Origin of the sequence: Pseudomonas putida (assembly GCA_041879295.1) — a bacterium.
Taxonomy (GTDB): domain Bacteria; phylum Pseudomonadota; class Gammaproteobacteria; order Pseudomonadales; family Pseudomonadaceae; genus Aquipseudomonas; species Aquipseudomonas putida_Y.
In genome coordinates this window covers 1,399,753-1,426,231 of the sequence record CP047152.1, presented here as the reverse complement: position 1 = coordinate 1,426,231, position 26,479 = coordinate 1,399,753, and the positions used below count along the sequence as shown (strand labels likewise).

At 60.4% G+C, this 26,479-nt stretch carries 25 protein-coding genes and 1 tRNA gene; 6 read left to right on the top strand and 20 right to left on the bottom strand.

Translation table 11 applies throughout. The annotated features are described in order from the left end of the window. The first annotated feature begins 1 nt into the window (after position 1). Entirely contained in the window at positions 2-475 is a 474-nt protein-coding gene (locus GST84_06595) for a redoxin domain-containing protein (protein XGB12045.1), read from the top strand. Positions 476-592: 117 nt separating this feature from the next. On the opposite strand, the gene GST84_06590 is transcribed toward GST84_06595, so the two are convergent. After that, positions 593-1,663 (bottom strand): AI-2E family transporter, encoded by a 1,071-nt coding sequence (locus tag GST84_06590; GenBank protein XGB12044.1) that lies wholly within the window; start codon positions 1,661-1,663, stop codon positions 593-595. Positions 1,664-1,683: 20 nt separating this feature from the next. Further along, the gene (locus tag GST84_06585) at positions 1,684-1,923 is read right to left on the bottom strand and encodes a sulfurtransferase TusA family protein (protein XGB12043.1); all 240 of its coding nucleotides are present in this window, start codon (positions 1,921-1,923) and stop codon (positions 1,684-1,686) included. Between the two features lie 122 nt (positions 1,924-2,045). On the opposite strand from GST84_06585, the gene GST84_06580 reads away from it, so the two are divergent. Then, positions 2,046-3,482 (top strand): M48 family metalloprotease, encoded by a 1,437-nt coding sequence (locus tag GST84_06580; GenBank protein XGB12042.1) that lies wholly within the window; start codon positions 2,046-2,048, stop codon positions 3,480-3,482. A gap of 108 nt (positions 3,483-3,590) precedes the next feature. Here GST84_06580 and nadA read toward each other — a convergent pair whose 3' ends face one another. Continuing rightward, positions 3,591-4,649: a quinolinate synthase NadA gene (gene nadA / locus GST84_06575; GenBank protein XGB12041.1), complete on the bottom strand. Its 1,059-nt coding sequence runs from the start codon at positions 4,647-4,649 to the stop codon at positions 3,591-3,593. A 274-nt stretch (positions 4,650-4,923) separates the two neighbouring features. Continuing rightward, on the bottom strand, positions 4,924-6,432 hold the full coding sequence (locus tag GST84_06570) for a DUF945 family protein (protein XGB12040.1): 1,509 nt from the start codon (positions 6,430-6,432) through the stop codon (positions 4,924-4,926). A 446-nt stretch (positions 6,433-6,878) separates the two neighbouring features. Between GST84_06570 and GST84_06565 the strand changes: the two genes are divergently transcribed. The 4 genes from GST84_06565 (at position 6,879) to GST84_06550 (ending at position 13,185) form a co-directional block, all read left to right on the top strand. Continuing rightward, entirely contained in the window at positions 6,879-8,231 is a 1,353-nt protein-coding gene (locus tag GST84_06565) for an amino acid permease (protein XGB12039.1), read from the top strand. A gap of 65 nt (positions 8,232-8,296) precedes the next feature. Continuing rightward, positions 8,297-10,363 (top strand): HAMP domain-containing protein, encoded by a 2,067-nt coding sequence (locus tag GST84_06560; protein ID XGB12038.1) that lies wholly within the window; start codon positions 8,297-8,299, stop codon positions 10,361-10,363. Positions 10,364-10,508: 145 nt separating this feature from the next. Then, positions 10,509-11,468 carry a cation transporter gene (locus GST84_06555; GenBank protein XGB12037.1) on the top strand — a complete coding sequence of 320 codons (960 nt, stop codon included), beginning with the start codon at positions 10,509-10,511 and terminating at the stop codon, positions 11,466-11,468. Positions 11,469-12,819: 1,351 nt separating this feature from the next. Then, on the top strand, positions 12,820-13,185 hold the full coding sequence (locus GST84_06550; GenBank protein ID XGB12036.1) for a hypothetical protein: 366 nt from the start codon (positions 12,820-12,822) through the stop codon (positions 13,183-13,185). Between the two features lie 654 nt (positions 13,186-13,839). On the opposite strand, the gene GST84_06545 is transcribed toward GST84_06550, so the two are convergent. The 16 genes from GST84_06545 to GST84_06470 all read right to left on the bottom strand — a co-directional run bounded on the left by GST84_06545 (position 13,840) and on the right by GST84_06470 (position 26,430). Continuing rightward, positions 13,840-13,915 (bottom strand) — tRNA-Lys (locus tag GST84_06545). 60 nt (positions 13,916-13,975) lie between these two features. Next, positions 13,976-14,650 carry a 7-cyano-7-deazaguanine synthase QueC gene (gene queC, locus GST84_06540; GenBank protein ID XGB12035.1) on the bottom strand — a complete coding sequence of 225 codons (675 nt, stop codon included), beginning with the start codon at positions 14,648-14,650 and terminating at the stop codon, positions 13,976-13,978. 17 nt (positions 14,651-14,667) lie between these two features. Then, entirely contained in the window at positions 14,668-15,315 is a 648-nt protein-coding gene (gene queE / locus GST84_06535) for a 7-carboxy-7-deazaguanine synthase QueE (protein XGB12034.1), read from the bottom strand. A gap of 168 nt (positions 15,316-15,483) precedes the next feature. Beyond that, positions 15,484-16,290, bottom strand: coding sequence for a tol-pal system protein YbgF (gene ybgF / locus GST84_06530; protein XGB12033.1), 807 nt, complete (start codon positions 16,288-16,290; stop codon positions 15,484-15,486). A gap of 6 nt (positions 16,291-16,296) precedes the next feature. Beyond that, complete coding sequence (gene pal, locus GST84_06525) at positions 16,297-16,797, bottom strand: peptidoglycan-associated lipoprotein Pal (GenBank protein ID XGB12032.1); 501 nt, start codon at positions 16,795-16,797, stop codon at positions 16,297-16,299. Positions 16,798-16,851: 54 nt separating this feature from the next. Next, on the bottom strand, positions 16,852-18,153 hold the full coding sequence (gene tolB / locus GST84_06520) for a Tol-Pal system protein TolB (protein ID XGB12031.1): 1,302 nt from the start codon (positions 18,151-18,153) through the stop codon (positions 16,852-16,854). Next, on the bottom strand, positions 18,150-19,256 hold the full coding sequence (tolA, locus tag GST84_06515) for a cell envelope integrity protein TolA (protein XGB12030.1): 1,107 nt from the start codon (positions 19,254-19,256) through the stop codon (positions 18,150-18,152). The genes tolB and tolA overlap by 4 nt, the downstream gene beginning before the upstream one ends. Next, positions 19,256-19,708, bottom strand: coding sequence for a protein TolR (gene tolR / locus GST84_06510; GenBank protein XGB12029.1), 453 nt, complete (start codon positions 19,706-19,708; stop codon positions 19,256-19,258). The genes tolA and tolR overlap by 1 nt, the downstream gene beginning before the upstream one ends. A gap of 14 nt (positions 19,709-19,722) precedes the next feature. Further along, positions 19,723-20,418, bottom strand: coding sequence for a protein TolQ (gene tolQ, locus GST84_06505; protein XGB12028.1), 696 nt, complete (start codon positions 20,416-20,418; stop codon positions 19,723-19,725). Positions 20,419-20,420: 2 nt separating this feature from the next. Then, a complete protein-coding gene (ybgC, locus tag GST84_06500) occupies positions 20,421-20,873 on the bottom strand; it encodes a tol-pal system-associated acyl-CoA thioesterase (GenBank protein ID XGB12027.1) in 453 nt (150 codons plus the stop codon). A 125-nt stretch (positions 20,874-20,998) separates the two neighbouring features. Then, entirely contained in the window at positions 20,999-22,045 is a 1,047-nt protein-coding gene (ruvB, locus tag GST84_06495) for a Holliday junction branch migration DNA helicase RuvB (protein XGB12026.1), read from the bottom strand. After that, complete coding sequence (ruvA, locus tag GST84_06490) at positions 22,042-22,659, bottom strand: Holliday junction branch migration protein RuvA (GenBank protein XGB12025.1); 618 nt, start codon at positions 22,657-22,659, stop codon at positions 22,042-22,044. The genes ruvB and ruvA overlap by 4 nt, the downstream gene beginning before the upstream one ends. 109 nt (positions 22,660-22,768) lie before the next feature. Next, positions 22,769-23,293: a crossover junction endodeoxyribonuclease RuvC gene (gene ruvC, locus GST84_06485; GenBank protein ID XGB12024.1), complete on the bottom strand. Its 525-nt coding sequence runs from the start codon at positions 23,291-23,293 to the stop codon at positions 22,769-22,771. Between the two features lie 185 nt (positions 23,294-23,478). Beyond that, the gene (locus tag GST84_06480) at positions 23,479-24,225 is read right to left on the bottom strand and encodes a YebC/PmpR family DNA-binding transcriptional regulator (GenBank protein XGB12023.1); all 747 of its coding nucleotides are present in this window, start codon (positions 24,223-24,225) and stop codon (positions 23,479-23,481) included. Between the two features lie 114 nt (positions 24,226-24,339). Continuing rightward, positions 24,340-26,115 (bottom strand): aspartate--tRNA ligase, encoded by a 1,776-nt coding sequence (gene aspS / locus GST84_06475; protein XGB12022.1) that lies wholly within the window; start codon positions 26,113-26,115, stop codon positions 24,340-24,342. A 93-nt stretch (positions 26,116-26,208) separates the two neighbouring features. Then, positions 26,209-26,430 carry a zinc ribbon domain-containing protein gene (locus GST84_06470; protein ID XGB12021.1) on the bottom strand — a complete coding sequence of 74 codons (222 nt, stop codon included), beginning with the start codon at positions 26,428-26,430 and terminating at the stop codon, positions 26,209-26,211. Between the last annotated feature and the right edge of the window lie 49 nt (positions 26,431-26,479).

Below are 26,479 nucleotides of genomic sequence, written 5' to 3'. Positions count from 1 at the left end.
CATGGCTGTAGCACTCGACCAACCTGTCGCCGACTTCCAGGCCCAGGCCACCAGCGGGCAAACCGTCAGCCTTGCCGAACTCAAGGGCCAGCAGGTGGTGGTGTACTTCTACCCCAAGGACAGCACCCCAGGCTGCACCACCGAGGGCCAGGGCTTCCGCGACCAGCATGACGCCTTCGCCGCGGCCAACACCGTGGTATTCGGTGTGTCGCGTGATGGCATCAAGTCGCACGAGAACTTCAAGGCCAAGCAAGGTTTCCCGTTCGAGCTGATCAGCGACAAGGACGAGGCCCTGTGCCAGCTGTTCGACGTGATCAAGCTGAAGAAGCTGTATGGCAAGGAGTACATGGGCGTTGACCGCAGCACTTTCCTGATCGACAAGGACGGTGTGCTGCGCCAGGAATGGCGTGGCGTGAAGGTGCCTGGGCATGTGGATGCAGTTCTGGCCGCTGCTCAGACCTTGAACAAGGCTTGAAATTGAATGGGGCTGCCTTGCAGCCCTTCGCGGGCACGCTCGCTCCCACAGGAATTGTGCAGGGCCCAGTGGGAGCGGGCGTGCCCGCGAAGGGCCGCAGAGCGGCCCCAATGACATTCAAAGCATCGGTGAAACGCTAGGCTCCTGCTTGGGCCACGCATCCAGCACGGCCTTGATCAGCGTCGCCAGCGGGATGGCGAAAAATATCCCCCAGAACCCCCATAGCCCGCCAAACAGCAGCACTGCACAAATAATCGCCACCGGGTGCAGGCTCACCGCTTCAGAGAACAGCAGCGGCACCAGCACATTGCCATCCAGCGCCTGGATGATCGCGTACACCGTCATCAGGTAGATGAACTGGTCGCCCCAGCCCCACTGGAACAGCGCAATCAAGGTGACCGGCACAGTCACGACCACCGCGCCCACGTAAGGCACCACCACCGACAGCCCCACCAGCAACGCCAATAGCGCTGCGTAGTTGAGCCCCAGGCTGATGAAGGCAATGTAAGTGGCAATGCCGCAGATCAAGATCTCGATGCCCTTGCCACGGATGTAGTTGGCGATCTGCCGGTTCATCTCGCTGCCCACCCGGCTCAACAAGGTGCGCTGGCGCGGCAGGTAGCCGCTGACCCAGCGGCCAATGAGTTCGCGATCCTTCAGGAAGAAGAACACCAGAATCGGCACCAGCACCAGATAGATCATGGCGTTGACCAGCAGTGGCAGGCTGGACAGCGAGAAGGTCAGCGCCCATTGACCAAATTTGCCAATTTCACCGCGCACCGACTCGATGGCGTGCAATACCTGCTCGTCCGACACCAGGTGCGGATAGCGCTCCGGCAGCAGCAACAACAACGACTGCCACTTGCCGAGCATGCCCGGCAGCTCGTTGAACAGCGTGATCAACTGGTGCCACAGCAGCGGTACCAGCACCAGCATGAACACCGCCAGTGCGCCCATGAACAAGGCGAACACAAGCATCACCGCCAGCCGTGTAGGTACGCGCACACGCTCCAGGGCGTTGACCAGCCCCTGCATCAGAAACGCCAGCACCATGCCCGCCAGCACCGGCGCGAGCATGCCGCCCAGGGTGAGCACTGCGGTAAACGCCAGGAACAACAGGACCGCCAGCACCACCGCTTCCTCATCGGAGAAGTAGCGCTGCACCCAGTCGCGAAAGACTTTGAACATTGACGATCCTTGGAAAAGACTCAGGCCTTGCGCAGCCAGTAAGTATAGGTACCGGCCTCGGCCGTTTCATGCAGCAGGGTATGACCGGCCAACTGGGCGAAAGTGCGGAAGTCGCGCTGGGAGCCTGCGTCAGTGGCGATTACCTTGAGCACAGCGCCACTGGCCAGGCGATTGAGTTCCATCTTGGCCTTGAGCAGTGGCAACGGACAATTCAGCCCGCTGGCGTCCAGTTCGGCGTCGCAGGTCAGGGTGTTACTCATCGCAGGGTCTCCAAAGGCATCGCCAGGCTGCTTCTTGGCATGGCTGGCTAGGATAGCGCCACTGGTCGTCAACGTGTGAGCCCGCTACAGTAGGTATCTTTGATCCGACGCGAGCTTCATGCATGAATCTACTGCGCCCTACCCTGCTGACGCTGGCCTGCCTGATGGCCCTTCCCGGCCATGCTGACGACCTGCCATCACTGGGTGATGCCAGTTCTGCGATCGTCTCGCCGCAACAGGAGCACCAACTGGGCCGCGCCTGGCTCAGCCTGCTGCGTGGCCAGGTCAATCAGCTCAACGACCCTCAGCTCAAGGACTACGTCGAAACCAGCGTTTACAAGCTGGCCGAAACCAGCCAGCTGCAGGACCGGCGCCTGGAGTTCATCCTGATCGACAGCCGCGAGCTCAACGCCTTCGCCGCCCCGGGTGGCATTGTCGGGGTCAACGGTGGTCTGTTCCTCAACGCCCAGACCGAGGGCGAATATGCCTCGGTACTGGCCCACGAACTGGCGCACTTGTCGCAACGCCATTTCGCGCGTGGTGTCGAGGCCCAGCAGCGGATGCAGCTGCCGATGATGGCGGCGCTACTGGCCGGCATCGTGCTGGCCGCAGGTGGCGCCGGCGATGCGGGCATCGGCATGATTGCCGGCACCCAGGCAGCGGCCATCCAGGAGCAGCGGCGCTTCTCGCGCCAGAACGAACAGGAAGCCGACCGCATTGGCATCCAGAACCTGGAAAAGGCCGGCTACGACCCGCGCAACATGCCGACCATGTTCGAGCGCCTGGCACGCCAGTACCGGTATGACGCCAAACCGCCGGAATTCCTGCTGACCCACCCGGTGACCGAATCACGTATTGCCGACACCCGTAACCGCGCCGACCAGGCGCCCAAGGGTGGTATCGAAGACAGCATGCGCTACCAGCTGATCCGCGCCCGGGTGGCACTTACCTACGAAGGCACACCGGGGCTTGCCGCCAAACGCTTCCGTGCCCAACTGGACGAAGACCCAAAGCTGGACGCTGCACGTTATGGCCTGGCCTTGGCACAGATCAAGGGTGGGCAATTGAACGAGGCGCGTGAAATGCTCAAGCCGCTGCTGGCCAAGGCGCCCAACGACATCACCTACAACCTGGCGCAAATCGACCTGGACATCACCAACAACCGTCTTGCCGACGCCCAGCAGCGCGCCGAACGGATGCAGGGGCTGTACCCGGGCAACTATCCGTTGAAACAGGTGCGTGCCGACCTGCTGGTGAAACAGAACAAGCCGGCCGAGGCCGAGAAGGTATTGAACGAGCTGGTCAAGAGCCGCCCGGATGACCCGGATGTGTGGTACGACATGGCTGAAGTGCGGGGCTTGTCGGGCAATACCATCGGCTTGCACCGGGCACGGGCCGAGTACTTCACACTGGTCGGCGACTTTGACCAGGCAATCCAGCAGCTGGATTACGCCAAGCGCCGGGCGGGTGGGAATTTCCCGCTGGCCTCACAGATTGACCAGCGCCAGCGCGAGATCATGGAGCAGCGGCGCATGGTTCAGGAAATGATGGGGCGCTGAAGACGATTCGCGGGCTCGCCCGCTCCCACAGCTACTCCACCGCCTTGGTAAACGGTGCAATATCTGTGGGAGCGGGTGAGCCCGCGAAGAGTATGACGCGGTCTGGCGTCAGGCATTACCAGACAGCTTCAGCCGCGCCGCCTGGGTAAAGTCCAGCATGCGGTTAAGCGGCTTGATGGCCTTGGGCACCAGCGCCGGGTCGACAAAAATTTCGTTGGTGCCGTTACGCAGGCAATCCAGCACCCGCTCCAGGGTGTTCATCGCCATCCACGGACAATGCGCACAGCTGCGGCATGCCGCGCCGTTGCCGGCGGTGGGAGCTTCGACAAATTCCTTGTCCGGGCACAGCTGCTGCATCTTGTAGAAGATGCCGCGGTCAGTGGCGACGATGAAGGTTTTGTTCGGCAGGGTCTGGGCAGCCTTGATCAGCTGGCTGGTGGAACCTACCGCGTCAGCCAACTCGATCACCGCTTCCGGCGACTCGGGGTGCACCAGAATCGCAGCATCCGGGTACAGTGCCTTCATGTCGGCCAACTGGCGCGACTTGAACTCTTCGTGAACGATGCAGGCACCGTCCCACAGCAGCATGTCGGCGCCAGTCTGCTTCTGGATGTAACGGCCAAGGTGCTGGTCCGGGCCCCAGATGATGGTTTCGCCGTTGTCCATCAGGCTTTCGACAATTTCCAGCGCACAGCTCGAAGTCACTACCCAGTCGGCGCGTGCCTTCACCGCTGCGGACGTGTTGGCGTAGACCACCACGGTGCGTTCAGGGTGCTGGTCGCAGAAAGCCGAGAACTCTTCTACCGGGCAGCCCAGGTCGAGCGAGCAGGTGGCCTCCAGGGTCGGCATTAGCACGCGCTTTTCCGGGGTGAGGATTTTTGCCGTCTCGCCCATGAAGCGCACACCGGCCACGATGACCGTTTCGGCAGGGTGATTCTTGCCGAAACGGGCCATTTCCAAAGAGTCGGATACACAGCCGCCGGTTTCTTCAGCCAGCGCCTGGATGACCGGGTCGCAGTAATAGTGGGCAACCAGCACGGCATTCTGGGCCTTGAGCTCGGCAGCGATGGCCGCACGGTATTCGGCCTCCTGCTCGGCTGTCAGCGGGTTGGGCTGCTTGGCGTCGAGGTGGGCCTGAACCAAAAGGCGTTCGGAAATCTGGGTCATGATCGCTGGACCTGCAGGCGCGCTTGCGCGTCAAATCGAGTGTATCACCCGGCCCTGGCAGATCGGCTAAGGGTGCCGGACGGCACACTGACCGCCACGGCCCTCTGCGGGCGCGGATTATTATCGGAGGCCGAAGGCTACAGACAATCCAGCGATTACTAAAGGGGTTTTTGTGTTGCCTGTACTGGCCTCTTCGCGGGTAAACCCGCTCCTACACAGTGAAATCCTTGTAGGAGCGGGTTTACCCGCGAAGAGGCCGCAACAGGAGAAACCATCACCCCTGCGGCGACAGGGCTGCCAGATGCGCCGCCATGAACATGGCGAATTCTTCCACGGTCATTTTTCGGCCATTGAAATCGACCATGCCCTCGGCATAGTGCAGGCTGCTGACCACATCATCGCCCTGCACGGTGGCCATGCCGCTCTGCAGCGCCATCATGCCGACCATCTCCCCCGCCTGGCTCGACTGCATGGCAATGGCTTGGGCATCGGTCTGGCCATCCAGCAAGGCTTGCAAGGTCGCCAGGTCACCGATCATCGGCTTGGACAGCGACAGCTTGCCTTTCACCTCAGTGATGATCTGCTTGCTCAGCTGGTCCGGCGGCAGGTCGAAGCTGGCCGGCGCGGCGAGGTCCATCGACAGGTTGAAGCGGCTCTCGCCATTGGCGGTCTTGAACGACAAGTTTTCCACCGCCAGCTTGGGCTTGGCGGCCAGCAATTTCTGCAAGTCACCCTGGAAGCGGGCCTTTTCGGCATCGTCCATCTGGATCTGCGGCACCGGCTGACCAGCCGCACTGGCGGCCTCGAACTCAGGCAAGTGCGACTGGTACCACTTCGACAAGGCCTGCAGCGCCGGGGCGTTGACCGAGGTCACGCTCACCGCCATCTGTGCCTTGCCTACCGCGCGGCCATCCCAGCTGATGTCGCCGACCTTGTACTCCGCGCGGCCACCCACGGTGTCCGTGCCCTCGAGGGTTTGCAAGGCCTTCTGCTCCAGCCCCTTGATCAGCAGCACCTGCTGTTTCGGCCCAAGTGTGACCTTGGTTTCGGCCAACGCCAGATCGACGTTACCCACATAAATGGCATCGTGCGCGGTGGCTGCGAGGTTACCGCCAAACTTCAGCCCTTTGAGCTCGAACGTGGCCGGCGGCTGGTCGTCTTGCACCCGTTTAATCACGAGACTGTCGGCCTGGCCGTGGAACGTCGAGGCCTTGCCTTCCTTGTCCCCGCTGGCTTCGAACTGCATGCCCGAGAAATCCAGGCTGTTGCCGTCCGCTTCATCAAGCCTTAGCGGCGCCAGCTGAACCTGGCTGACCACACTGCCGCTGTAACCCAGGCTGGTCTGCGCACTGATCGGGGCCTTGCCACCCGCAGCAGCGAACCATGGCGCGACGGCCTCATCCTTCTGCAGCGTGCTGTTGCTGACCGCCATTACCGGCATCAGCTTCAGCGCCCTGACCCTGGACCAGGGAAACGGGCCGTGCTCGATCTGGTCGGTCACGCCCACGTCAAAATTGATCACCTCACCCTCACCCACGTTGATGTCGCGAGCCTTGAGCCGGTACTGGGCAGTACTGCTGAAGAGGTGCTGCTCCAGCGACACGCGCTCGATGCTCATGCTACCGCCGGTGCTGACCAGGGCCTTTCTGAGTTCGGCGTTACTGCGGGCAAGCGCGTTGTCCAGCTCTGCCGGCAGCTGCTTGCCGGTGTACCAGGCGCCTGCGGTAGTTGCGACGGCAATGGCGATAGCCAGGCCGGAAAGGATGCCAACTGTTTTCTTCATGAATAGAACCGATTGCTGTCCGTAAGGGCTTCGAAGGCGGCCAGTGGCCACGCAGAAAACGAAGAGTACCACCCCCGATTAGGCCGAGTGCTGGCTCAGGTCGAGAAATGCCATTTTTCGGACACGTCTGACACCGAGACAAGGCAAGCACAGGATTCGTTAATTTTTACGAACACGCCAATTGATCACAATCGCAAATAAACGCGCAAAAACCGAACAAAACCCGGATTTAATCGATAAATATTTCAATTCAGCAACATCTTGTCATGTTTAACTTGACACTCACCTATCCATCGTTTTTTATTTTCACCACTTTGCGCGCTCCCCCGCGCCTCCCGCCGCTCCAACATAAAAGGTGAACAACATGGAGCCCACCCGCTCGCCCTTGCCGCATGCGCAATACACCGTGCCCGTCGTTTACGCCCAGCAGCAGGAGCCATGCCAGCATGCAGCCTGACCAGAGCGCTTCCGGCCACGGCCAACTCCGCAAAACCCTGCGCCTCTGGCACGTGATCATCATCGGCCTGGCCTACCTGACCCCGATGACCGTGTTCGACACCTTCGGCATCGTCAGCGGGATTACCGCCGGCCACGTACCCAGCGCCTACATTCTGGCGCTGGCCGGCATCCTGTTCACCGCCGTGAGCTACGGCACCCTGGTAAAGCGCTTTCCGCAGTCGGGCTCGGCCTACACCTACACCCAACGCGCAATCAACCCGCACGTGGGCTTCCTGGTGGGCTGGTCTTCACTACTGGACTACCTGCTGCTGCCAATGGTCAACGCACTGCTGGCCAAGCTTTACCTCTCAGCCATGTTCCCGGAAGTGCCGGAGTGGATGTGGGTGGCCGGCTTCGTCACCCTGATCAGCCTGATCAACATGCGCAGCGTGAACCTGGTGGCGCACTTCAACCTGCTGTTCGTGGGTGTGCAGGTGGCGATCATCGCCGTATTCATTTACCTGTGCGTGCGTGGCCTGGACCATGGTGAAGGGCTGGGTACCACCTGGAGCCTGATACCGTTCGCCGACAGCCAGACCCAGTTCAGCGCCCTGGCCGCCGGTGCGACCATCCTGTGCTTCTCGTTCCTGGGCTTTGACGCGGTCACCTGCCTGTCCGAGGAAACTCGCGATCCGGCCAAGACCATCCCCCGGGCGATCTTCCTCACCGCATTGATCGGTGGCGTGGTGTTCATCACTGTGTCGTATTTCATCCAGGCCTACTTCCCGACCATGGCCCGTTTCCACGACCAGGAAGCGGCCCTGCCGGAAATCGCCCTGTACGTTGGCGGCAAGCTATTCCAGTCGATCTTCATCGCCTGCACCGTGATCAACACCATCGCCTCGGGCCTGGCCTCGCAAACCAGCGTGTCGCGCCTGCTGTATGTAATGGGCCGCGACAACGTGATCCCGGCCAGCGTCTTCGCCCGCCTGCATTCGCGTTACAAGACACCCGTGCTGAACATTGCCGTGGTCGGCGTCATTTCGCTGTCGGCGATCTTCTTCGACCTGGTGACTGCCACCTCGATCATCAACTTCGGCGCCCTGGTTGCGTTCAGCTTCGTCAACCTGTCGGTGATCAACCACTGCTACCTGCGTGAAGGCAATCGCAAAGGCCTGAGCAACCAGTTGAAGTACCTGATACTGCCTACCATCGGCTTCTGCATCATCGTCTCGCTATGGCTGGACCTGAACGCACATTCGCTGATGTTCGGCGGCATCTGGGCTGCGCTCGGGCTGATCTACCTGGGCTGGCTGACCAAAGCCTTCCGCTCGGCACCGCCCAACTATGTCGCCGAATGACCCCTGCTGCCCACAACGCCCGCGCCTGACCGCGGGCGTTGTACTTGATCGATAAGGAAAGCCTCATGCCGCTGCGTCGCCTCTCCATCCAATGGAAGATCACCCTGCTCGCCGGGCTGTGCCTGCTGGCCATTGTCGCCTTGCTGGTAGCCACCTCGCTGACCCAGGCGCACCGCAGCGCTGCCCTGGTCAACCAGGCCAACACCGCCATGCTTGAAAACAGCGCCCGCCAGCGCCTGCAGGCCCAAGCCGAAACCCAGGCCTTGCGTATCCAGCGCTACTTCATGGATGCCTACCAGTACGGCAATGGCTTTGCCCGCCTGGTGCAAGTGCTGAAGGCCCGGGGTGGTGGCGACCTGCGCGCCGAACTGACCCGCCAGGCGCGTGCCAGCCTCGCCGGCAACCCGGACGTGATCGGCCTGTACCTGGTGTTCCAGCCCAACGCCCTGGACCAACAGGACAGCCAGTACCTCGGCCAGGACGCCATGGGCAGCAATGAGAGCGGGCGTTTCTCGCTGTACTGGTCACAACCCAGTCCCGGCACCCTGGAACTTGAAGCCATGCCGGAAACGATGCTCGGTGACAACAGCATTGGCAGCAACGGCGCGGCGAAAAACCGCTGGCTGACCTGTCCGCAGGACACCGCCAGAACCTGCATGCTCGAACCGTACCTCGACGAGGTCAACGGCCGTCAGGTGCTGATGACCAGCATCGCTCTGCCATTGCTGGAACACGGCAAGGTAGTCGGCGTGGTCGGCCTGGACATCGGCCTGGCCAATCTGCAGCAACTGAGCGTGGACGGCCGCCGCGATCTGTTCGACGGCCAGGGCCAGGTGAGCATCGCTACCGCCGCCGGTCTGCTGGCGGGCAACAGTCGCGACGACAGCGCGCTCGGCAAGCCCATGGACAAGGCAGTACCCGACGGCCTGCTGCGGGTGGCCCACCCCTTCACGCCAATCCCTGACACAGCCCCGTGGCAGGTTCTGCTGGAGCTGCCAGAAAGCGTGCTGCAGGCGCCTGCCGTCGCCCTCAACCAGCGCCTTGATGCCCATAACCAGAACGCCAACCTCACCAGCCTGCTGATAGGCATTGGCACGGCAATCGCGGGTTTGCTGCTGGTGTGGCTGACCGCTCGCGGTGTTAGCCGGCCAATCCTGGCCGTGGCTGCACGCCTGGAAGACATTGCCAGTGGCGAAGGCGACCTTACTCGCCGCCTGGACTACGCCCGCCAGGATGAACTGGGCCAGCTCACCAACTGGTTCAACCGCTTCCTCGACAAGTTGCAACCGATTATCGCCCAGGTCAAAGGGTCGCTGCAGGAGGCACGCGACACCGCCGACCAATCGGCGGCCATCGCCAGCCAGACCAGCAACGGTATGCAGCAACAGCATCGCGAAATCGAACAGGTGGCCACAGCGGCCAACGAAATGAGCGCCACGGCCCTGGATGTCGCCCACAACGCCTCGCAGGCGGCCCAGGCCGCACGTGCTGCGGATCAAGCCAGCCAGGAAGGCTTGCAATTGGTCGACAGCACGCGCCAGGGCATCGACCGCCTGGCCGCAGGCATGAACACTGCCATGGACGAGGCGCGCGCACTGGAAGACCGCAGCGGACAAATCGGCTCGGTGCTTGAAGTGATCCGCACCATTGCCGAGCAAACCAACCTGCTGGCACTGAATGCCGCCATCGAAGCGGCCCGCGCAGGCGAAGCCGGGCGTGGCTTCGCCGTGGTTGCCGATGAGGTGCGCGGCCTGGCCCAGCGCACGCAGGTTTCGGTGGAGGAAATTCGCCAAGTTATCGAAGGCCTTCAGCAAGGCACCCAAGACGTTGTCGGGGCCATGCATGCAGGCCAACGCCAGGCCCAGGACAGCGCCGCACGCATGGAACAGGCATTGCCAGCACTGCAACGCATTGGCGAGGCGGTGGCGGTCATCAGTGACATGAACCTGCAAATTGCCTCGGCAGCGGAAGAGCAGAGCGCGGTGGCTGAGGAAGTGAACCGCAACGTGGCCGGCATCCGCGATGTGACAGAGTCACTGGCTGGCCAGGCCGACGAATCAGCACGTATCAGCCAGGCATTGAACCGGCTGGCCAACCAGCAGCAGGCGCTGATGGAGCAGTTTCGCGTCTGACCTGCAAGGGCCTCTTCGCGGGCAAGCCCGCTCTCACAGGGGCGTAGTGGCTTTCGAGGCTGGTGCAGATCCTGTGGGAGCGGGCTTGCCCGCGAAGAGGCCCTTGCAGACACAACAGCATCGTCGTTTTTACTGAGCACTACTCATGCAAACCGCAACCCGATCCACCTTCTTCGACATCACCAGCGAACAAGGGCTTTTACGCACCTCGATCGCCGCCACCCTGTTCATTGCCACCATCGGCATCGCCTTCGGCCTGGCCTCCGGCTCGTTCTCCATCATCTTCGACGGCGTCTACTCGCTGGTGGATGCCAGCATGAGCGGGCTGTCGCTTGTGGTGGTCAAGCTGATCACTTCGCACACCACCAGCGTGCAGATGTCGCGCAAGCTGCGCGAACGCTTCACCATGGGTTTCTGGCACCTGGAGCCCATGGTACTGGCACTCAACGGCATCCTGCTCAGCGGCGTGGCAATCTACGCGCTGATCAACGCCGTCAGCAGCCTGCTGCAAGGCGGGCGCCACCTGGAGTTCGGCATTGCCATGGTCTACGCAATGCTGACGGTGATCACCTGCGTGAGCATCGCCGTCGTCGAGGCACGCGCCAACCGCAAACTGAAGTCAGACTTCGTGCGCATGGACGTCAAGGGCTGGGTGATGTCAGCCAGCATCACTGCCGCGCTGCTGATCGCCTTCTGCTTTGGCTATGCAGTACAGGGCACTTCGCTGGAATGGGTATCACCGTACATCGACCCGGCGGTGCTGGCGCTGGTGTGCCTGGTGATCGTGCCGTTGCCGATGTCGGTGGTGCGTCAGGCGCTGTCTGAAATCTTCCTGGTCACCCCCGGCGACCTCAAACTGCACGTGGATGAAGTGGCCAAGGCCTTCGTCGCCCGCCACGGCCTGCAGTCTTACCGCGCCTATGTCGCCAAGGTCGGGCGCTCGAGGGAAATTGAGCTGTATTTCATCGTGCCCAAGACCATGGCGGCCAAGACCATTGATGAATGGGATGCGTGGCGTAACGAAATTGGTGACGCGGTGGGCGGTGAAGGGCCGGACCGTTGGCTGACGGTGGTGTTCACTGGCGACCCGGAATGGGCCGAGTGATGTGTGGGCGCTCTGCGCCCTTTTTCCGAAACCCGTAGCGCAAACGAAACGTCCACATCGCATCGAGCAAGTATCTCTGTCTGGCGGCGGCGGTCAGCGTCCGACCAATCAACCCCAGGCTCAAAACGTTCCTCAGCCGAGCCCCGATGACTTGCGCGTGAGGTAAGACGATGAGCGATGCACGTAACCAAGGGAAGGTCAAGCAGGCATTGGGCATCTCGACCCGCAGCTACCTCCATACAGCGAGATCGCCGGCTATGCAGACAAGGTATCTGGTGTTGCCAAAGCGTCGAATCTGGTCAAGAAAGGCACGTATATCGGTACTGCGCTGGATGTGGCCGCCACAGGCTTGTCGATTCATAAAGCCTGCACAATGGGCCGGGAGGAGCAGTGCCGCCGCGCCAAATATGTTGAAAGCTCGGCGTTGATAGGTGGCCTGGGAGGCGGCAGCCTCGGAGGGTATGCGGGAGGTATGGCAGGGGGTGGTGCTTGTGTAGTCGTTCTGGGATTTAGTACAGGCGGCCCTGGAGCGCTGGTTTGTGCTGTGGTAGGCGGTGCAGTAGGCGGTAAAATATTCGGAGACATCGGAAGCTGGGGAGGCGAGATGATGGGTGATTTATTATATAGTGAGGTTTCAGAGTGAATGCAGTTGACCCTGGATGGATTGCGCTGTTGATACTTGCCCCCATAACTCTGTCTATGATCGGGCTTTGTTACATCGCACACAAATATACTGAGCACTTTGAATCGTTTCTTCCGAATTGTACGTACGTGACCGGAAATAAGAAAATATTCCAGCATGCAGGCTTACTGGGCAAAGTCATGCGCACGGGATCGATCTCTCTGGTGCTGGCGATGCCGACAATTTTTTTGCGTAGAAACTTAATTGACTTAAATGAAGTTAAACGTTTCCCGCCCAACACGAAGCGGTTATTGGTGAGCCTGTTAACAATCCAAATCATGCTGCTAATCGCACTAACCATTTTCCATTATGTATATAGTTGAAGCTTAGCTGAGTGACATTAGCTTAATCGTTACGATGGCCAGATAGATAGCCCAGTCCCAGCTGGCCAACTCCAATCACCTTCAGTCCCAGTTATAAGTAGGCAAAGCCCGTTGAAGATATACTGCACTGACTGAGTTTTTATGATAGGTGGCCTGGGAGGCGGCAGCTTCGGGGGTATGGTAGGGGGGGTGGTGCTTGTGCAGTCGTTCTGGGGTTTAGTACAGGCGACCCAAGAGCGCTGATTTGTGCTGCGGTAGGCGGTACAGTAGGCGGTAAAATCGCCGGTGACTTCGGGAGCGAGAGAGGCGAGAAGGTGGGTGATTTTTTATATCGTGAGGTATCGGAGTGAATCAAGTTGACCCTGGATTAATTGCGTTGTTTATCCTTGCGCCCATGAATCTGGCGATGATCGTGCAGTGCTATATTGCGCATAGATACACTGAAGACTTTGAGTCGTTTCTCACAAATTGTAAGTTCGTGACTGGCAATAAAAAAACATTCCAACATGCAGGCTTGCTTGGTAAAGTCATGCGTACGGGATTGATCTCTATGGTACTTGCCATACCGACAATTTTTTTGCGCAGAGGCTTAATTGACTTAAATGAAGTTAAACGTTTCCCGCCCAACATGAAACGATTATTGGTGAGCATGTTAGCCATCCAAATCGTGCTGCTCATTGCGCTTACCATTTCCCATTATGCAGATCGTTGAAAAATAATTGACTGGCATTATCGGGACGATGGCCAGATAGATGGCCTCGTCCCAGCTGGCCAACTCCAATCATCTTCAGTCCTGGTTAGAAAGGTACAAAATTCCTTATTGCCGCGCGCTTCGTGGAACTCCTTGCTCAAGAACGCTGCGTCGAGCAGTAAGGGGCGCTGCAAGCTGTTCCAGCGACCTGTTGCCCCAGAGGAGCTTTTCACACCCACCCTGCTATTCAGATCGATGACATCAGGCGTAAAGACGACGCCGGCATCCCGAACGTCTGCAAGTCAAACAGTCACGCCCAACAGCGCTCGCACCTCCCCTTGAACCAGCACTGCGAGCGCCGAGCCATCCGCCCGTAGTTCGACGAACAAGGCAGAGCTATCCCAAGTCATCGTGCTAGGAAACTGGCGCCATGGTTTCGGCTGCGTGCGATTTATGACCATGCGGACGCGCGGTTACCTATAGCCGTGATAGCCCGCTAACCCGCTAACTCATTGACTTTTCTAGGGCAGACACGAAAAAGCCCACCATGACAGGCGGGCTATTCCATATTTACATCACGACGAAGCGAGCCTAAGGTTCGCCTCAGACGGCTGCAAGACTAGAAACTGGCTGATGCAAGCCTCCCTCTCTAGTACTCACGAACCGCTTTGCATATGGTGGGTCGTGTAGGATTCGAACCTACGACCAATTGGTTAAAAGCCAACTGCTCTACCAACTGAGCTAACGACCCGTTGGATGGCGCGTATAATACTGATTTCTAACGAGAAATCAATACCCCATCAAACTTTGTTCAAAAATACCGCGTCGGGTCTTCGATACCGGCTGCCTTGAAGCCATCGGCGCGCAGGCGGCAGCTGTCGCATTTGCCACAGGCACGGCCGTCATCGTCGGCCTGGTAGCAGGAAACGGTCAAGCTGTAGTCCACACCACGAGCCATACCAGCTTGCACGATCTGAGCCTTGCTCATGTTCTGCAGCGGCGCCTGGATGCGGAAGCCCTGCCCTTCTACACCAGCCTTGGTCGCCAGGTTGGCCATACGCTCGAAGGCCTCGACGAACTCGGGTCGGCAATCCGGGTAGCCAGAGTAATCCACGGCATTGACGCCAATGAAGATGTCGCGCGCTTCCAGTACTTCTGCCCAACCCAAGGCCAGCGAAAGGAACACAGTATTGCGCGCCGGCACGTAAGTGACCGGAATGCCTTCACCCGGGGCTTCCGGCACGTCGATGCTGCTGTCGGTCAATGCCGAACCGCCGATGCCGTCGAGGTTCAGCCCAATGACCTTGTGCTCGACCACACCCAGGTCGCGGGCCACGCGGGCAGCGGCGTTCAGCTCGGCACGATGACGCTGCCCGTAGTCGAAGCTCATGGTGTAGCAGCTGTAGCCTTCGGCTTTGGCCATGGCAACCACGGTGGCTGAGTCCAGGCCACCGGACAACAGGATTACTGCGCGTTTTTCGGTCATGTATACGTGCTCCTCAATCAACGTCCGGGCTCGTCGTTCCACAGCAGCTTGTGCAACTGCAGCTGGAAGCGTACGGGCAAGTTGTCGGCAACGATCCAGTCAGCCAGGTCACTGGCGTTCACCTGATGATGGCTGGGAGAGAACAACACCTCACCGGCACGCTCAGCCAGGTTGTACTGAATCAGCTTGGATACCGCCCAGTCATAGTCCTCGCGGGAACAGATGACGAACTTTACCTGGTCGTTACGCGTCAGCTGCTCGATGTTCTCGTAGCGATTACGGTGCGACTCTTCGGAACCTGGGGTTTTCAGGTCGACCACACGGCTGACGCGGGTGTCGGTGCCGGCAATATCCAGCGCACCGCTGGTCTCCAGCGACACCTCGTAACCGGCGTCACACAGCCGCTGCAGCAACGGCAAGGCGTTGGGCTGCGCCAGTGGTTCGCCACCGGTGACACAGACGTAGCGCGGCTTGAAGCCGGCCACCTGCTCAAGGATCGAATCAAGGGTGCGCACGGTACCGCCACTAAAGGCATAGGCACTGTCGCAGTACTGGCAACGCAGGGGGCAACCGGTGAGGCGCACAAAAACCGTGGGCAGCCCGGCCGTTCGCGTCTCACCCTGCAAAGAGTAAAAGACTTCGGTGATGCGTAATGTGTCTTGCATGCTCGCCACGGGCGTGACAGCTAAACAGGCTGTCCGCCTCCGTCAGGCACTGTTGCGGACTCGACATAGCGTTATCCGCAGCAGCGTGTTTAAGAAAAAAGGGCAGTGATTCTAACGAAAAAACCCGCGACTGGCGCGGGTTTCTTTCGAGCGGTACAGCGGCGACGCCTAGAGCTTCTGCAGGTCACGCTGGGCCAGTTGAGCAGCAGAGGTGCCCGGGTACTGGGTGATGACCTGCTGCAGGATGCCCTTCACCTTGTCGGTATGACCCATACGGCGCTCGACATCAGCCAGTTTGTACAGCGAATCAGGCACCTTGCTGTGCTTCGGGTACTTCTGGCTGACCTGGGCAAAGGCCTGGCTGGCGCCTTGCAGGTCGCCCTTGGCCAGGTTCACTTCACCCAACCAGTATTGGGCATTACCGGCGTACTGGCTGTTGGGGTACTTGCGCAGGAAGGCGTTGAACGCCTGGCTGGCCTTGTCGAAGTCTTTCTGTTTGATCAGGTCGAAAGCAGCGTCGTAGTAGAGCTTCTCTTTCGCCGGATCACCGGGCTGGCTACTGCCGGCCGGTTGTTGCGCAGCAGCACCTGCTGCGGCATCGGGGGCGGCATTGGACGCACCACCACCGGAGGAATTGTCAGGGGTTGCGGCAGGCGCAGCGCCACTGTTGATGCGACGGTCCAGGTCCTGGTAACGCTCCAGGTTTTCCTGCTTCATGCGCGACACATCGTTTTGCAGCTCTTCGATGATGCCTTGCTGGCGGGAAAGCTGATCCTGCATCTGTTGCAGCTGCATGAACAGCTGGCCCTGTGCAGAGGCAGGGGCCGAAGCCCCTGACCCGGCATAGGCGCCGCTCGTGCCATAACCCACAGGCGGATAGCTGCCTGCGTTGTCATCTACTACAGGGACCTCAGCCCAGGCCGCAAGCGGCAGGCTGAGTGCGAGGACGGTTACTACACGGCGGCACATACGCATAAGAACTTACTTACGCAGTTCTACGCGACGGTTCTGAGCCCAGGACTGCTCGTCGTTGCCGGTAGCAACTGGACGCTCTTCGCCGTAGGAAACCAGTTCCAGCTGAGCAGGGGAAACGCCCTGCAGAACCAGGTAGCGCTGAACGGCCTTGGCACGACGCTCACCCAGAGCCATGTTGTACTCGCGGGTGCCGCGCTCGTCGGTGTTACCTTCCAGAACAACACGGTTGCCGTTGGCTTTCAGGTCCTTGGCGTGAACGTCCAGAGCGCGCATGGCTTCTGGTTTCAGGTCCGAGCTGTCGTATTCGAAGTAGAAGGTGGTGATTGCGCGCAGAGCGGCTTCTTCGCTCAGGGAGCCGTCAACAGCGCCAGTGTTGGCACCGTAGCCAGCGTTAGGGTCTACAGCAGCGCCTTCGCCTGCGTTGTCACCGCCCTTAGAGGAGCAACCTACAGCTACGGCCATGGCCAGGGCCAGCGCAGCAAATTTACCAAACTTCAGCATTTCCATCGTGAAACTCCTAATGAAACCCCAGTGTGTTAAGCAAAATGTATTACGCCGCAATCAGTTCAGGTAAGGGGACCAGGACGGTTCTCTGACTTCGCCTTGAGCGGTAGGAAGTGGGAGCCTCACGCGGCCATTAAGCGACACGAGCATCAAGACTCCCCGGCCCTGCTGGCGGGTGGCGTAGATTAGCATGGTGCCGTTTGGCGCAACAGTGGGAGACTCATCAAGACTTGTTTCAGACAGAATCTTTACACTTCCGCGCTGCAAGTCCTGGGCCGCCACTTTGAAGTTGGTAAAGCCCTGTTGGCGATGAATCATTACCAAGGTCTTTTCGTCCGCCGAAAGTTTCGGGTTGGCATTGTAGTTACCCACGAACGTCACACGCTCGGCACCACCGCCACTGACCGACTGTTTATAGATCTGCGGTTTGCCGCCACGGTCGGAAGTGAAGTAAAGGGTATTGCCATCTTTGCCCCAGAACGGCTCGGTATTGATACCCGGGCCTGCAGTAACACGGCTGATCTGGCGCGAAGCCATATTCATCACGTAGATGTCCGGGTTGCCGTCCTTGGACAGCACGAACGCCAGGCGCGAACCGTCCGGCGACCAGGCTGGCGCACCGTTCAGGCCTTCGAAGTTGGTGACCTGCTCGCGGCGGCCAGTATCGATGTTCTGCACGAAGATACGTGGGCGCTTCTGCTCGAACGAAACGTAGGCGATACGTTTGCCATCCGGCGCAAAGCGCGGCGACAGGATCGGCTCACGCGATTGCAGCAGGGTCACCGCACGTGCACCGTCGTAGTCCGAACGCTGAAGGGTGTAGCGGGTGTTGTTGGTGGAGAAACGCTCGGCCGTCACGTACAACATGCGCGTCGAGAACGCGCCTTTGATGCCGGTGAGCTTCTCGAACGACTGGTCGGCGATGTAGTGCGCCATGTCGCGCAGCTGGTCGGTGCTGCCCGCTACGCTGCCGGTCAGCACTTGCTGCTCGGTGGCGACGTTGAACAGCGCGTACTGCACCTGCAGGCGACCGCCCGACGGCACAATGCTACCGACCATCACGTACTGGGCTCCCAGCGCTTTCCAGTCACGGAAGATCACTTCGCTGGCCTGCGACGGCTGGCTGATCATGTTCTGCCGCGGGATTGGCGAGTAGTAGCCAGAGTTGCGCAGGTCGTTGCCGATGATGTCAGCAATGTCCTCTGGCAGCACGCTGCCGCCCTGCAGACCGAACGGCACTACCGCGATGGGGGTAGCCCGATCGCTGCCGCTGGTGACCAGGATGTTCTTTTCCTCTGCAACGGCCATGCCTGCCACGCAGCACAGCATGACCAGCAGTCCTCTCAGACGTTTAATCACAACGCTAGATCCTCAGGTGTAAATGTCATCTTGAACGAACGATAACGGTTGAAATCGCTCGGCTTCATACCCTGCATCTCGGTCAGACGACCAATGTTCTTGACCGCAGCCACTGCCGAACTGTCGTACGGGCCGTCACCACTGGAACGGGCCACGCTGACACTGGTAATGGTACCGTCCGGCAACATGCTGACCTGCAGGGTCACCGTCATGCCCTTGCGCGCGGAAGGCGGACGCGCCCAGCCCTCGGCCGCGCGCATACGGATCAGGTCGTCGAAGTCGCCAGCTACCTGATCGCCCTGCTCGTCAGCCAGCGCCTGCTGCCGCTCGGTGGTGTCAGACAACAGCTCGGCCAGGGCCTGGGCTTTCTTGTCTTCTGCCGCCTTGCGGGCCGCTTCCTGTGCCTTTTTCTTCTGGGCGTCTGCAGCGGCCTTTTTCTTGGCCTCTTCAGCTGCCTTCTTCTTCGCGTCCTCGGCCGCCGCTTTCTTCTTGGCGTCCTCGGCTGCTTTCTTCTTGGCCTCTTCGGCTGCCTTCTTCCTGGCGTCCTCGGCGGCTTGTTTCTTCGCCTCTTCAGCGGCCGCTTTCTTGGCCTCTTCTTCGGCTTTTTTCTTCGCTTCGTCCTCGGCCTTCTTCTTGGCGATGTCGGCCTGCTGCTTCTCGGCGGCTTTCTTCGCCTCTTCGGCTTTCTTGGCTTCGGCAGCTTTCTTTGCCTCGGCAGCCTTGGCGGCTTCAGCGGCCTCGGCTTTTTTCGCTTCAGCAGCCTCGCGAGCCTCTTCGGCCTTTTGAGCAGCGTCGGCCTTCTTTTGTTCCGCGGCCTTCACGGCCTCTTGCTCGACCTTCTTCTGTTCCAATTGCTCAACTTCGGTCTGGCGCGAAGCGGTTTTCTTCGCCTCCCCGGCAATCTTCTGATTGGTCTGGGTGGTCGCCTGGCTCTTGGACTTGAGCTGATACAAGGTAGCCTGAACAATCGGCTTGGATGGCGGCAGCTCAGGCGTCATGGCAAAACTGACGAACAGCAGGGCGAACACCAGCACATGCAGGCCGATGGCCCAGACACTGGGCCAGAAGTAGCTTTCCGAGGCGGATGGCTCTCGCTGTTGCATCAGGGCGCCTCGGTAATCAGGCCAACGTTACCGACACCGGCCTTCTGCAACCCGCCCATGGCACCCATGACCGCGCCATAGTCGACAGCCTTGTCGCCACGAATGAACACCTGGGTCTGCTTGCCCTGGTCACGGCCGGCAGCAATGATCTTGGTGACGGCGTCGGTCATGGCCGGCAAGGTCATGGCTTTGTCCATCTGCTTGTCGGTATCGACTTCGCTGCCGAGGTTCCAGTAATAGGTTTTATCGGCCTTGATGGAGATGGTGAGGATCTGGACGTTGTTGTCCTGCGGCAAGGCTTCGCTGGAAACCTTGGGCAGGTCGACCTTCACGCCCTGGTTGAGCATGGGCGCCGTCACCATGAAGATGACCAGCAGCACCAGCATCACGTCGATGTAGGGCACCACGTTCATCTCGGCGACGGGCTTGCGTTTGTGGCGAACTCGGGCCATGGGCTTCTACCTGATTACTCTTCGCTGGTGTGCACTTTGCGGTGCAGGATCGCCTGGAACTCGTCGGCGAAGGTGTAGTAACGGCCGATCAGCACTTCACTGCGTGCGGCGAAACGGTTGTAGGCAATAACAGCCGGGATTGCCGCGAACAGGCCGATGGCGGTTGCGATCAGTGCTTCGGCGATGCCCGGAGCAACGGTGGCCAGGGTGGCCTGCTGGGCGCTGGCCAGGCCGCGGAAGGAGTTCATGATGCCCCATACAGTGCCGAACAGGCCGATATACGGGCTGGTCGAACCGACGGTGGCCAGGAACGGCAGGCTCTGCTCGAGTTTTTCTTCCTCGCGCGAAATGGCAACGCGCATGGCACGGCCAACGCCTTCCATGACCGCGTCAGGATCAACGCCCGGCTGTTGACGCAGACGCGAGAACTCCTTGAAACCGGCACGGAACACCTGCTCCACACCGGAGTCCGGGTCTGGGTTGCTGCCTGCCTGGCGGTACAGCTTGGACAGGTCGATGCCCGACCAGAAGCGCTCTTCGAAGGCATCCAGCGCACGACGACCGGCGCGCAGCATGGTGCTGCGCTGGAAGATCATGATCCATGAGGTGACCGAGGCGGCCACCAGGGTCAGCATTACCAGCTGTACCACCACGCTGGCATTGCTGACCAGACTCCACATGGAGGTATGGTCGACGACGTTAGCTTCCACGCTTATTCTCCTGCATTCGATTGATTACCCGAGCCGTCCGCCGCAAAGGCGTCGCGCAGCTGGGGCGGTATGGCTCGGGGTTTGAAAGTGTCGGCGCGCACGGCGGCCACCAGGAACTGCCCTTCGCAAAGCAGCGTTTCATCCTTTTCCCGCCACACCTGCTGTACGAAACGCAGGCTGGCGCGATTGAGTTCAAGTACTTGCGCGGTCACCCGCAATTCGTCATCAAGCCGCGCCGGCGCGTGATAGCGCGCTTCGCTGGAATGGACCACGAACAGCAGGTTGTCTTCAGCCAGCTGCGACTGGGAAAAACCCAGGTGCCGCAGGCGTTCGGTGCGCGCGCGCTCCATGAATTTCAGGTAGTTGACGTAATACACCACGCCGCCCGCATCGGTATCTTCGTAATAGACGCGACACCGATGTGCGAACGGTTCGAGCTGATTTTGCGCGCGCATACTCTAGTGCTTACTCCTCAGCTTGCCAATCCGCTGTGGCAACTGTTTTTTCTTCATTAATGTCTTATTGCCAGCGCGCCAAGGGCATGCCAGCGGTAGGACCACAAAAAGTCGCTTTTGATCTGTCATTCATCGCCTGGCTCGGAAAAATCGCCCCCCTCCCCCAAGCGCCCGGGGATATTCAGCCCAAAGTGCAGATAGGCATGCCGGGTGACCACGCGGCCGCGCGGCGTGCGCATGATGTAGCCCTGCTGGATGAGGTACGGCTCAAGCACATCTTCGATGGTATGACGCTCTTCGCTGATGGCTGCAGCCAGGTTGTCCACGCCCACCGGGCCACCATCGAACTTCTCGATCATGGTCAGCAGCAGGCGACGGTCCGAGTGGTCGAAACCACGCTCGTCGACGTCCAGCAGGTTCAGCGCCATGTCCGCCACGGCCTTGGTGATCTGGCCCTTGCCGCGCACCTCGGCGTAGTCACGCACGCGGCGCAGCAGGCGGTTGGCGATGCGCGGCGTGCCACGGGCACGGCGGGCAATCTCGTAGGCGCCCTGGTCTTCGATGGCCAGGCCAAGGATGTTGGCCGAGCGGCTGACGATGGTGCTCAGATCCTTGTCGTTGTAGAACTCCAGGCGCTGGACGATACCGAAGCGGTCACGCAGCGGGTTGGTCAGCATGCCGGCACGGGTAGTAGCCCCCACCAGGGTGAAGGGTGGCAGATCAAGCTTGATGGATCGGGCTGCCGGGCCTTCGCCGATCATGATGTCGAGCTGGAAGTCCTCCATGGCCGGGTACAGCACCTCTTCGACAACAGGTGACAGCCGGTGGATTTCATCGATGAACAGCACGTCGTGCGGCTCGAGGTTGGTCAGCATGGCTGCCAGGTCCCCGGGGCGCTCGAGAATCGGCCCCGAAGTGCTCTTCACCGACACCCCCATTTCATGGGCGATGATGTTGGCCAGGGTGGTCTTGCCCAGGCCGGGCGGGCCGAAGATCAGCGTGTGGTCAAGCGACTCGCCGCGGCCTCGGGCCGCCTGGATGAACAGCGCCATCTGCTCTCGCACCACTGGCTGGCCGATGTACTCGTCCAGGCTCAGGGGGCGAATCGCACGGTCCTGGACTTCTTCGCGGTCGCGGCCACTGGCGGCAATCAGGCGGTCGGCTTCGATCACTTGGTAATCATCCCTTTCAGGCTGCGGCGAATCAGCTCTTCACTGCTCAGGCCGGCCTTGTCCTTGATCGCGGCGATTGCCTTGCTGGCTTCCTGTGGCTTGTAGCCCAGCGAGACCAGGGCACTGACTGCATCGGCCTCGGCACTGGACTCGCTGGCGACCGGTAAAGGCCCATCGGAGACCAGGGTGAACATGGCCGGCGAGGTTTCCCAGGCCTTGAATCGATCCTTGAGCTCGACCAGCAAGCGCTCGGCGGTTTTCTTGCCGACGCCTGGCACGCGCACCAGGGCTGAGGTGTCCTGGGCCTGCACGCAGTGCACCAGTTCATCCACTTCCAGCCCGGACATCAGCGCCAGGGCCAGCTTCGGCCCTACACCGTTCAGGCGGATCAGCTCGCGAAACAGCTCGCGCTCGCGTTTTTCGGCAAAGCCGTAGAGCAAGTGGGCATCTTCGCGCACGACCAGATGGGTATGCACCGTGACGGCTTCCCCCACTTTGGGCAGACGGTACAGCGTGGTCATGGGAACTTCCAGTTCGTAACCCACGCCGTTGACGTCGATAATCAGGTGAGGCGGTTGTTTTTCCGCCAGGGTGCCGCGCAAACGTCCAATCACGTTCCGATCCTTCCTCTCGGGGAGCCGGTCAAAGACCGCTCAACCCTATCAGCAAATGCAGCAGGTGAACGTATCACCCGAACAAAATGTGTATCAGCGCATGAAGCGCTTACAGACGCAAGCGCCCGCCGCGTCGCCGCGCGGTAGTCAAGCCATGCGGTACCAGGCTGGAGCGGGTGTGGGCGTGGCACAGCGCGATGGCCAGGGCATCGGAAGCGTCAATCTGCGGTTTTTGCGTCAATTTCAGCAGATGCATGACCATCATCATCACCTGCTCCTTGTTGGCACCACCTGTGCCGGCCACGGCCTGCTTGACCTGGGTGGCGCTGTACTCGGCGATCTCCAGGCCAGCCTCGGCGGCGGCGACGATAGCCGCGCCACGTGCCTGGCCAAGCTTGAGCGCCGAATCGGCGTTGCGGGCCATGAACACCCGTTCGATGCCCATGGTCACCGGGCCGTGCTGGGCAATGATTTCACTGACACCACGAAAAACAATCTGCAGCCGCTCGTGCAGCTCACCGCTGCCGGTGCGGATGCAGCCCGACGCCACGTACTCGCAACCACGGGCGGTCTGGCGTACCACGCCATAGCCGGTGATGCGCGAGCCAGGGTCGATACCTAGAATCAGAGTCATAAAGCCCGTCGAAAAAATGATGCATCTCTACAAACTGCGCCGGCCCTTTCGCGGGTAAACCCGCTCCTACAGGTACTGCACCACATTTGAAATGGGCGTAATACCTGTAGGAGCGGGTTTACCCGCGAAAGGGCCGGCACAGGCGCTATCAAACGCTCAGAGTTGGCACAAAATGCCAAATCACCTTAGCCTAGGTTTTCCATGATCTCGTCGGAAATCTGAGCATTGGAATAGACGTTCTGCACGTCGTCCAGGTCTTCGAGCATGTCGATCAACTTGAGCACCTTTTCGGCACCGTCCTGGTCGAGCTCGGCACTGGTGGTCGGTTGCATGACGATTTCTGCATCAGCGGCCTTGAAGCCAGCCTCTTCCAGGGCATTACGCACGGCATAGAAGCTGTTGAACGAAGTGAATACGTCGAACGAACCGTCGTCATTGGCCACCACGTCGTCGGCATCGGCCTCCATCGCCGCCTCCATCAACGCGTCCTCTTCCACGCCGGGGGCAAAGCTGATCTGGCCTTTGCGCTCGAACAGGTAAGCCACCGAGCCGTCAGTACCCAGGTTGCCGCCACACTTGGTGAAGGCATGACGCACGGCGGCAGCGGTACGGTTGCGGTTGTCGGTCATGGCTTCGACCATGATCGCCACGCCACCCGGGCCGTAACCCTCGTAGCTGAGCTCTTCGACGTTGTCGCTTTCGTTGGTGCCAGCACCACGGGCTACGGCGCGATCGATGATGTCGCGGCTCATGTTGGCGCCCAGGGCCTTGTCCAACGCCAGGCGCAGGCGCGGGTTGGATGCCGGGTCAGGGCCACCCTGCTTGGCAGCGACCGTCAGTTCACGGATCCACTTGGTGAAGACCTTGCCTCTCTTGGCATCCTGGCGCTCTTTGCGGTGCTTGATGTTCGCCCACTTGGAATGACCAGCCATATCGACTCCGAATCCTTTGAATCACAAACAGCCCCGCCCCATGACGGGGCGGGACGGGAAAATACCTGCGTCGAAACGCAAAGGCGCATCCATATGGATGCGCCCGGGGACTGCTTACTCGACCTTGGTCTGTTCGCGCAGTCGGATGTGCAGCTCGCGCAGGGCCTTGGCGTCGACCATGCCTGGGGCCTGGGTCATGACGCACGCGGCGCTCTGGGTTTTCGGGAACGCGATCACTTCACGGATCGACTGGGCGCCAGTCATCAGCATGACCAGACGGTCCAGACCGAACGCCAGGCCACCGTGAGGCGGTGCCCCGAACTTCAGAGCGTCGAGCAGGAAGCCAAACTTCTCTTCCTGTTCTTCTGCTTCGATACCCAGCAGGCGGAATACTGCCTGCTGCATCTCTTTACGGTGGATACGGATCGAACCGCCACCCAGCTCGGTACCGTTCAGGACCATGTCGTAGGCACGGGACAGGGCGCTGGCCGGGTTGGCTTCGAGCTCTTCCGGGGTGCACTTCGGCGCCGTGAACGGGTGGTGCAATGCAGTGAAGCTGCCGTCTTCGTTCTCTTCGAACATCGGGAAGTCGACAACCCACATCGGCGCCCACTCGCAGGTCAGCAGCTCGAAGTCGTGACCCAGGCGAATACGCAGCGCGCCCAGGGCTTCGCTGACCACCTTGAACTTGTCGGCACCGAAGAACACGATGTCGCCGTCTACGGCGCCAACGCGATCGAGGATGTTGTTGAGGTTGGCCTCAGGGATGTTCTTGACGATCGGCGACTGCAGGCCTTCGACACCCTTGGCGCGCTCGTTGACCTTAATGTAGGCCAGCCCCTTGGCACCGTAGATACCGACGAACTTGGTGTACTCGTCGATTTTGCTGCGCGGCATGCTGGCGCCGCCTGGCAGACGCAGGGCGGTAACGCGGCACTTCGGATCGTTGGCCGGGCCGGCGAACACTTTGAAGTCGACATCCTTCAACTGGTCGGCAACGTCGACCAGTTCCAGCGGAATACGCAGGTCTGGCTTGTCGGAGCCGTAGCGGCGCATGGCCTCTTCGAAGGTCATGTGCGGGAATTCGCCGAATTCCAGGTCGAGCACTTCTTTGAACAGCTTGCGGATCATGCTTTCGGTCAGGCCCATGATCTCGCTTTCATCGAGGAAACTGGTCTCGATGTCGATCTGGGTGAATTCCGGCTGGCGATCGGCACGCAGGTCTTCGTCACGGAAGCACTTGGCAATCTGGTAGTAGCGGTCGAAGCCGGCGACCATCAGCAGCTGCTTGAACAGCTGGGGCGACTGCGGCAGGGCGAAGAAGCTACCGGCATGGGTACGGCTTGGCACCAGGTAGTCGCGCGCGCCTTCCGGAGTGGCACGGGTGAGGATCGGTGTTTCGACATCGAGGAAGCCGTTGTCGTCCATGAAGCGACGGATGCTGCTGGTGATGCGCGAACGCAGGCGCAGCTTTTCAGCCATTTCCGGGCGACGCAGGTCGATGAAGCGGTAGCGCAGGCGGGTTTCCTCGCCGACGTCAGAGTACTCGTTCAGCGGGAACGGCGGGGTTTCCGCCTCGTTGAGCACAGTCAGCTGGTAGCCGAGGATCTCGATGGCACCGGAGGCCATGTTGGCATTCACTGCACCTTCAGGGCGCTTGCGGACCTTGCCGGTGATCTGTACGACGTATTCGCTGCGCACACGGTCTGCGGCGGCGAAGGTTTCGGCGCGATCCGGATCGAACACGACCTGGGCCATGCCTTCGCGGTCACGGATGTCGAGGAAGATCACCCCGCCGTGGTCGCGGCGACGATGGACCCAGCCGCAAAGGGTGACTTCCTGGCCGTCCAGGCTCTCGTTCAGTTGGCCGCAATAATGGCTGCGCATCATGATGGTGGTTTCGCTTCTCGTGATTCGTGTATTCGGTGGAGGCCTTGGCCGCCCGGAGGGCTAATACTGCAAGACCCGGTCACAGCATTCAACTCAGTCGGCCTTGTCGCCGCCTGCCAGATTCTTTTTCGCCCCGGTCTTGAAGTCGGTTTCGTACCAACCGTTACCGCTCAGGCGAAAGCCTGGCACCGACAGCAGCTTTTTCAGTGCCGGTGCCTGACAGGCCGGACAATCGGTCAGCGGCGCGGCGCTGATCTTCTGCAGCACTTCCATGCGGTGCTCGCAGGACGCACATTGATAGTCATAAAGGGGCATGGGTGTCTCTCGTCAACCATAACGCTGGCTGCCGGGGCAGCAAAAAGCG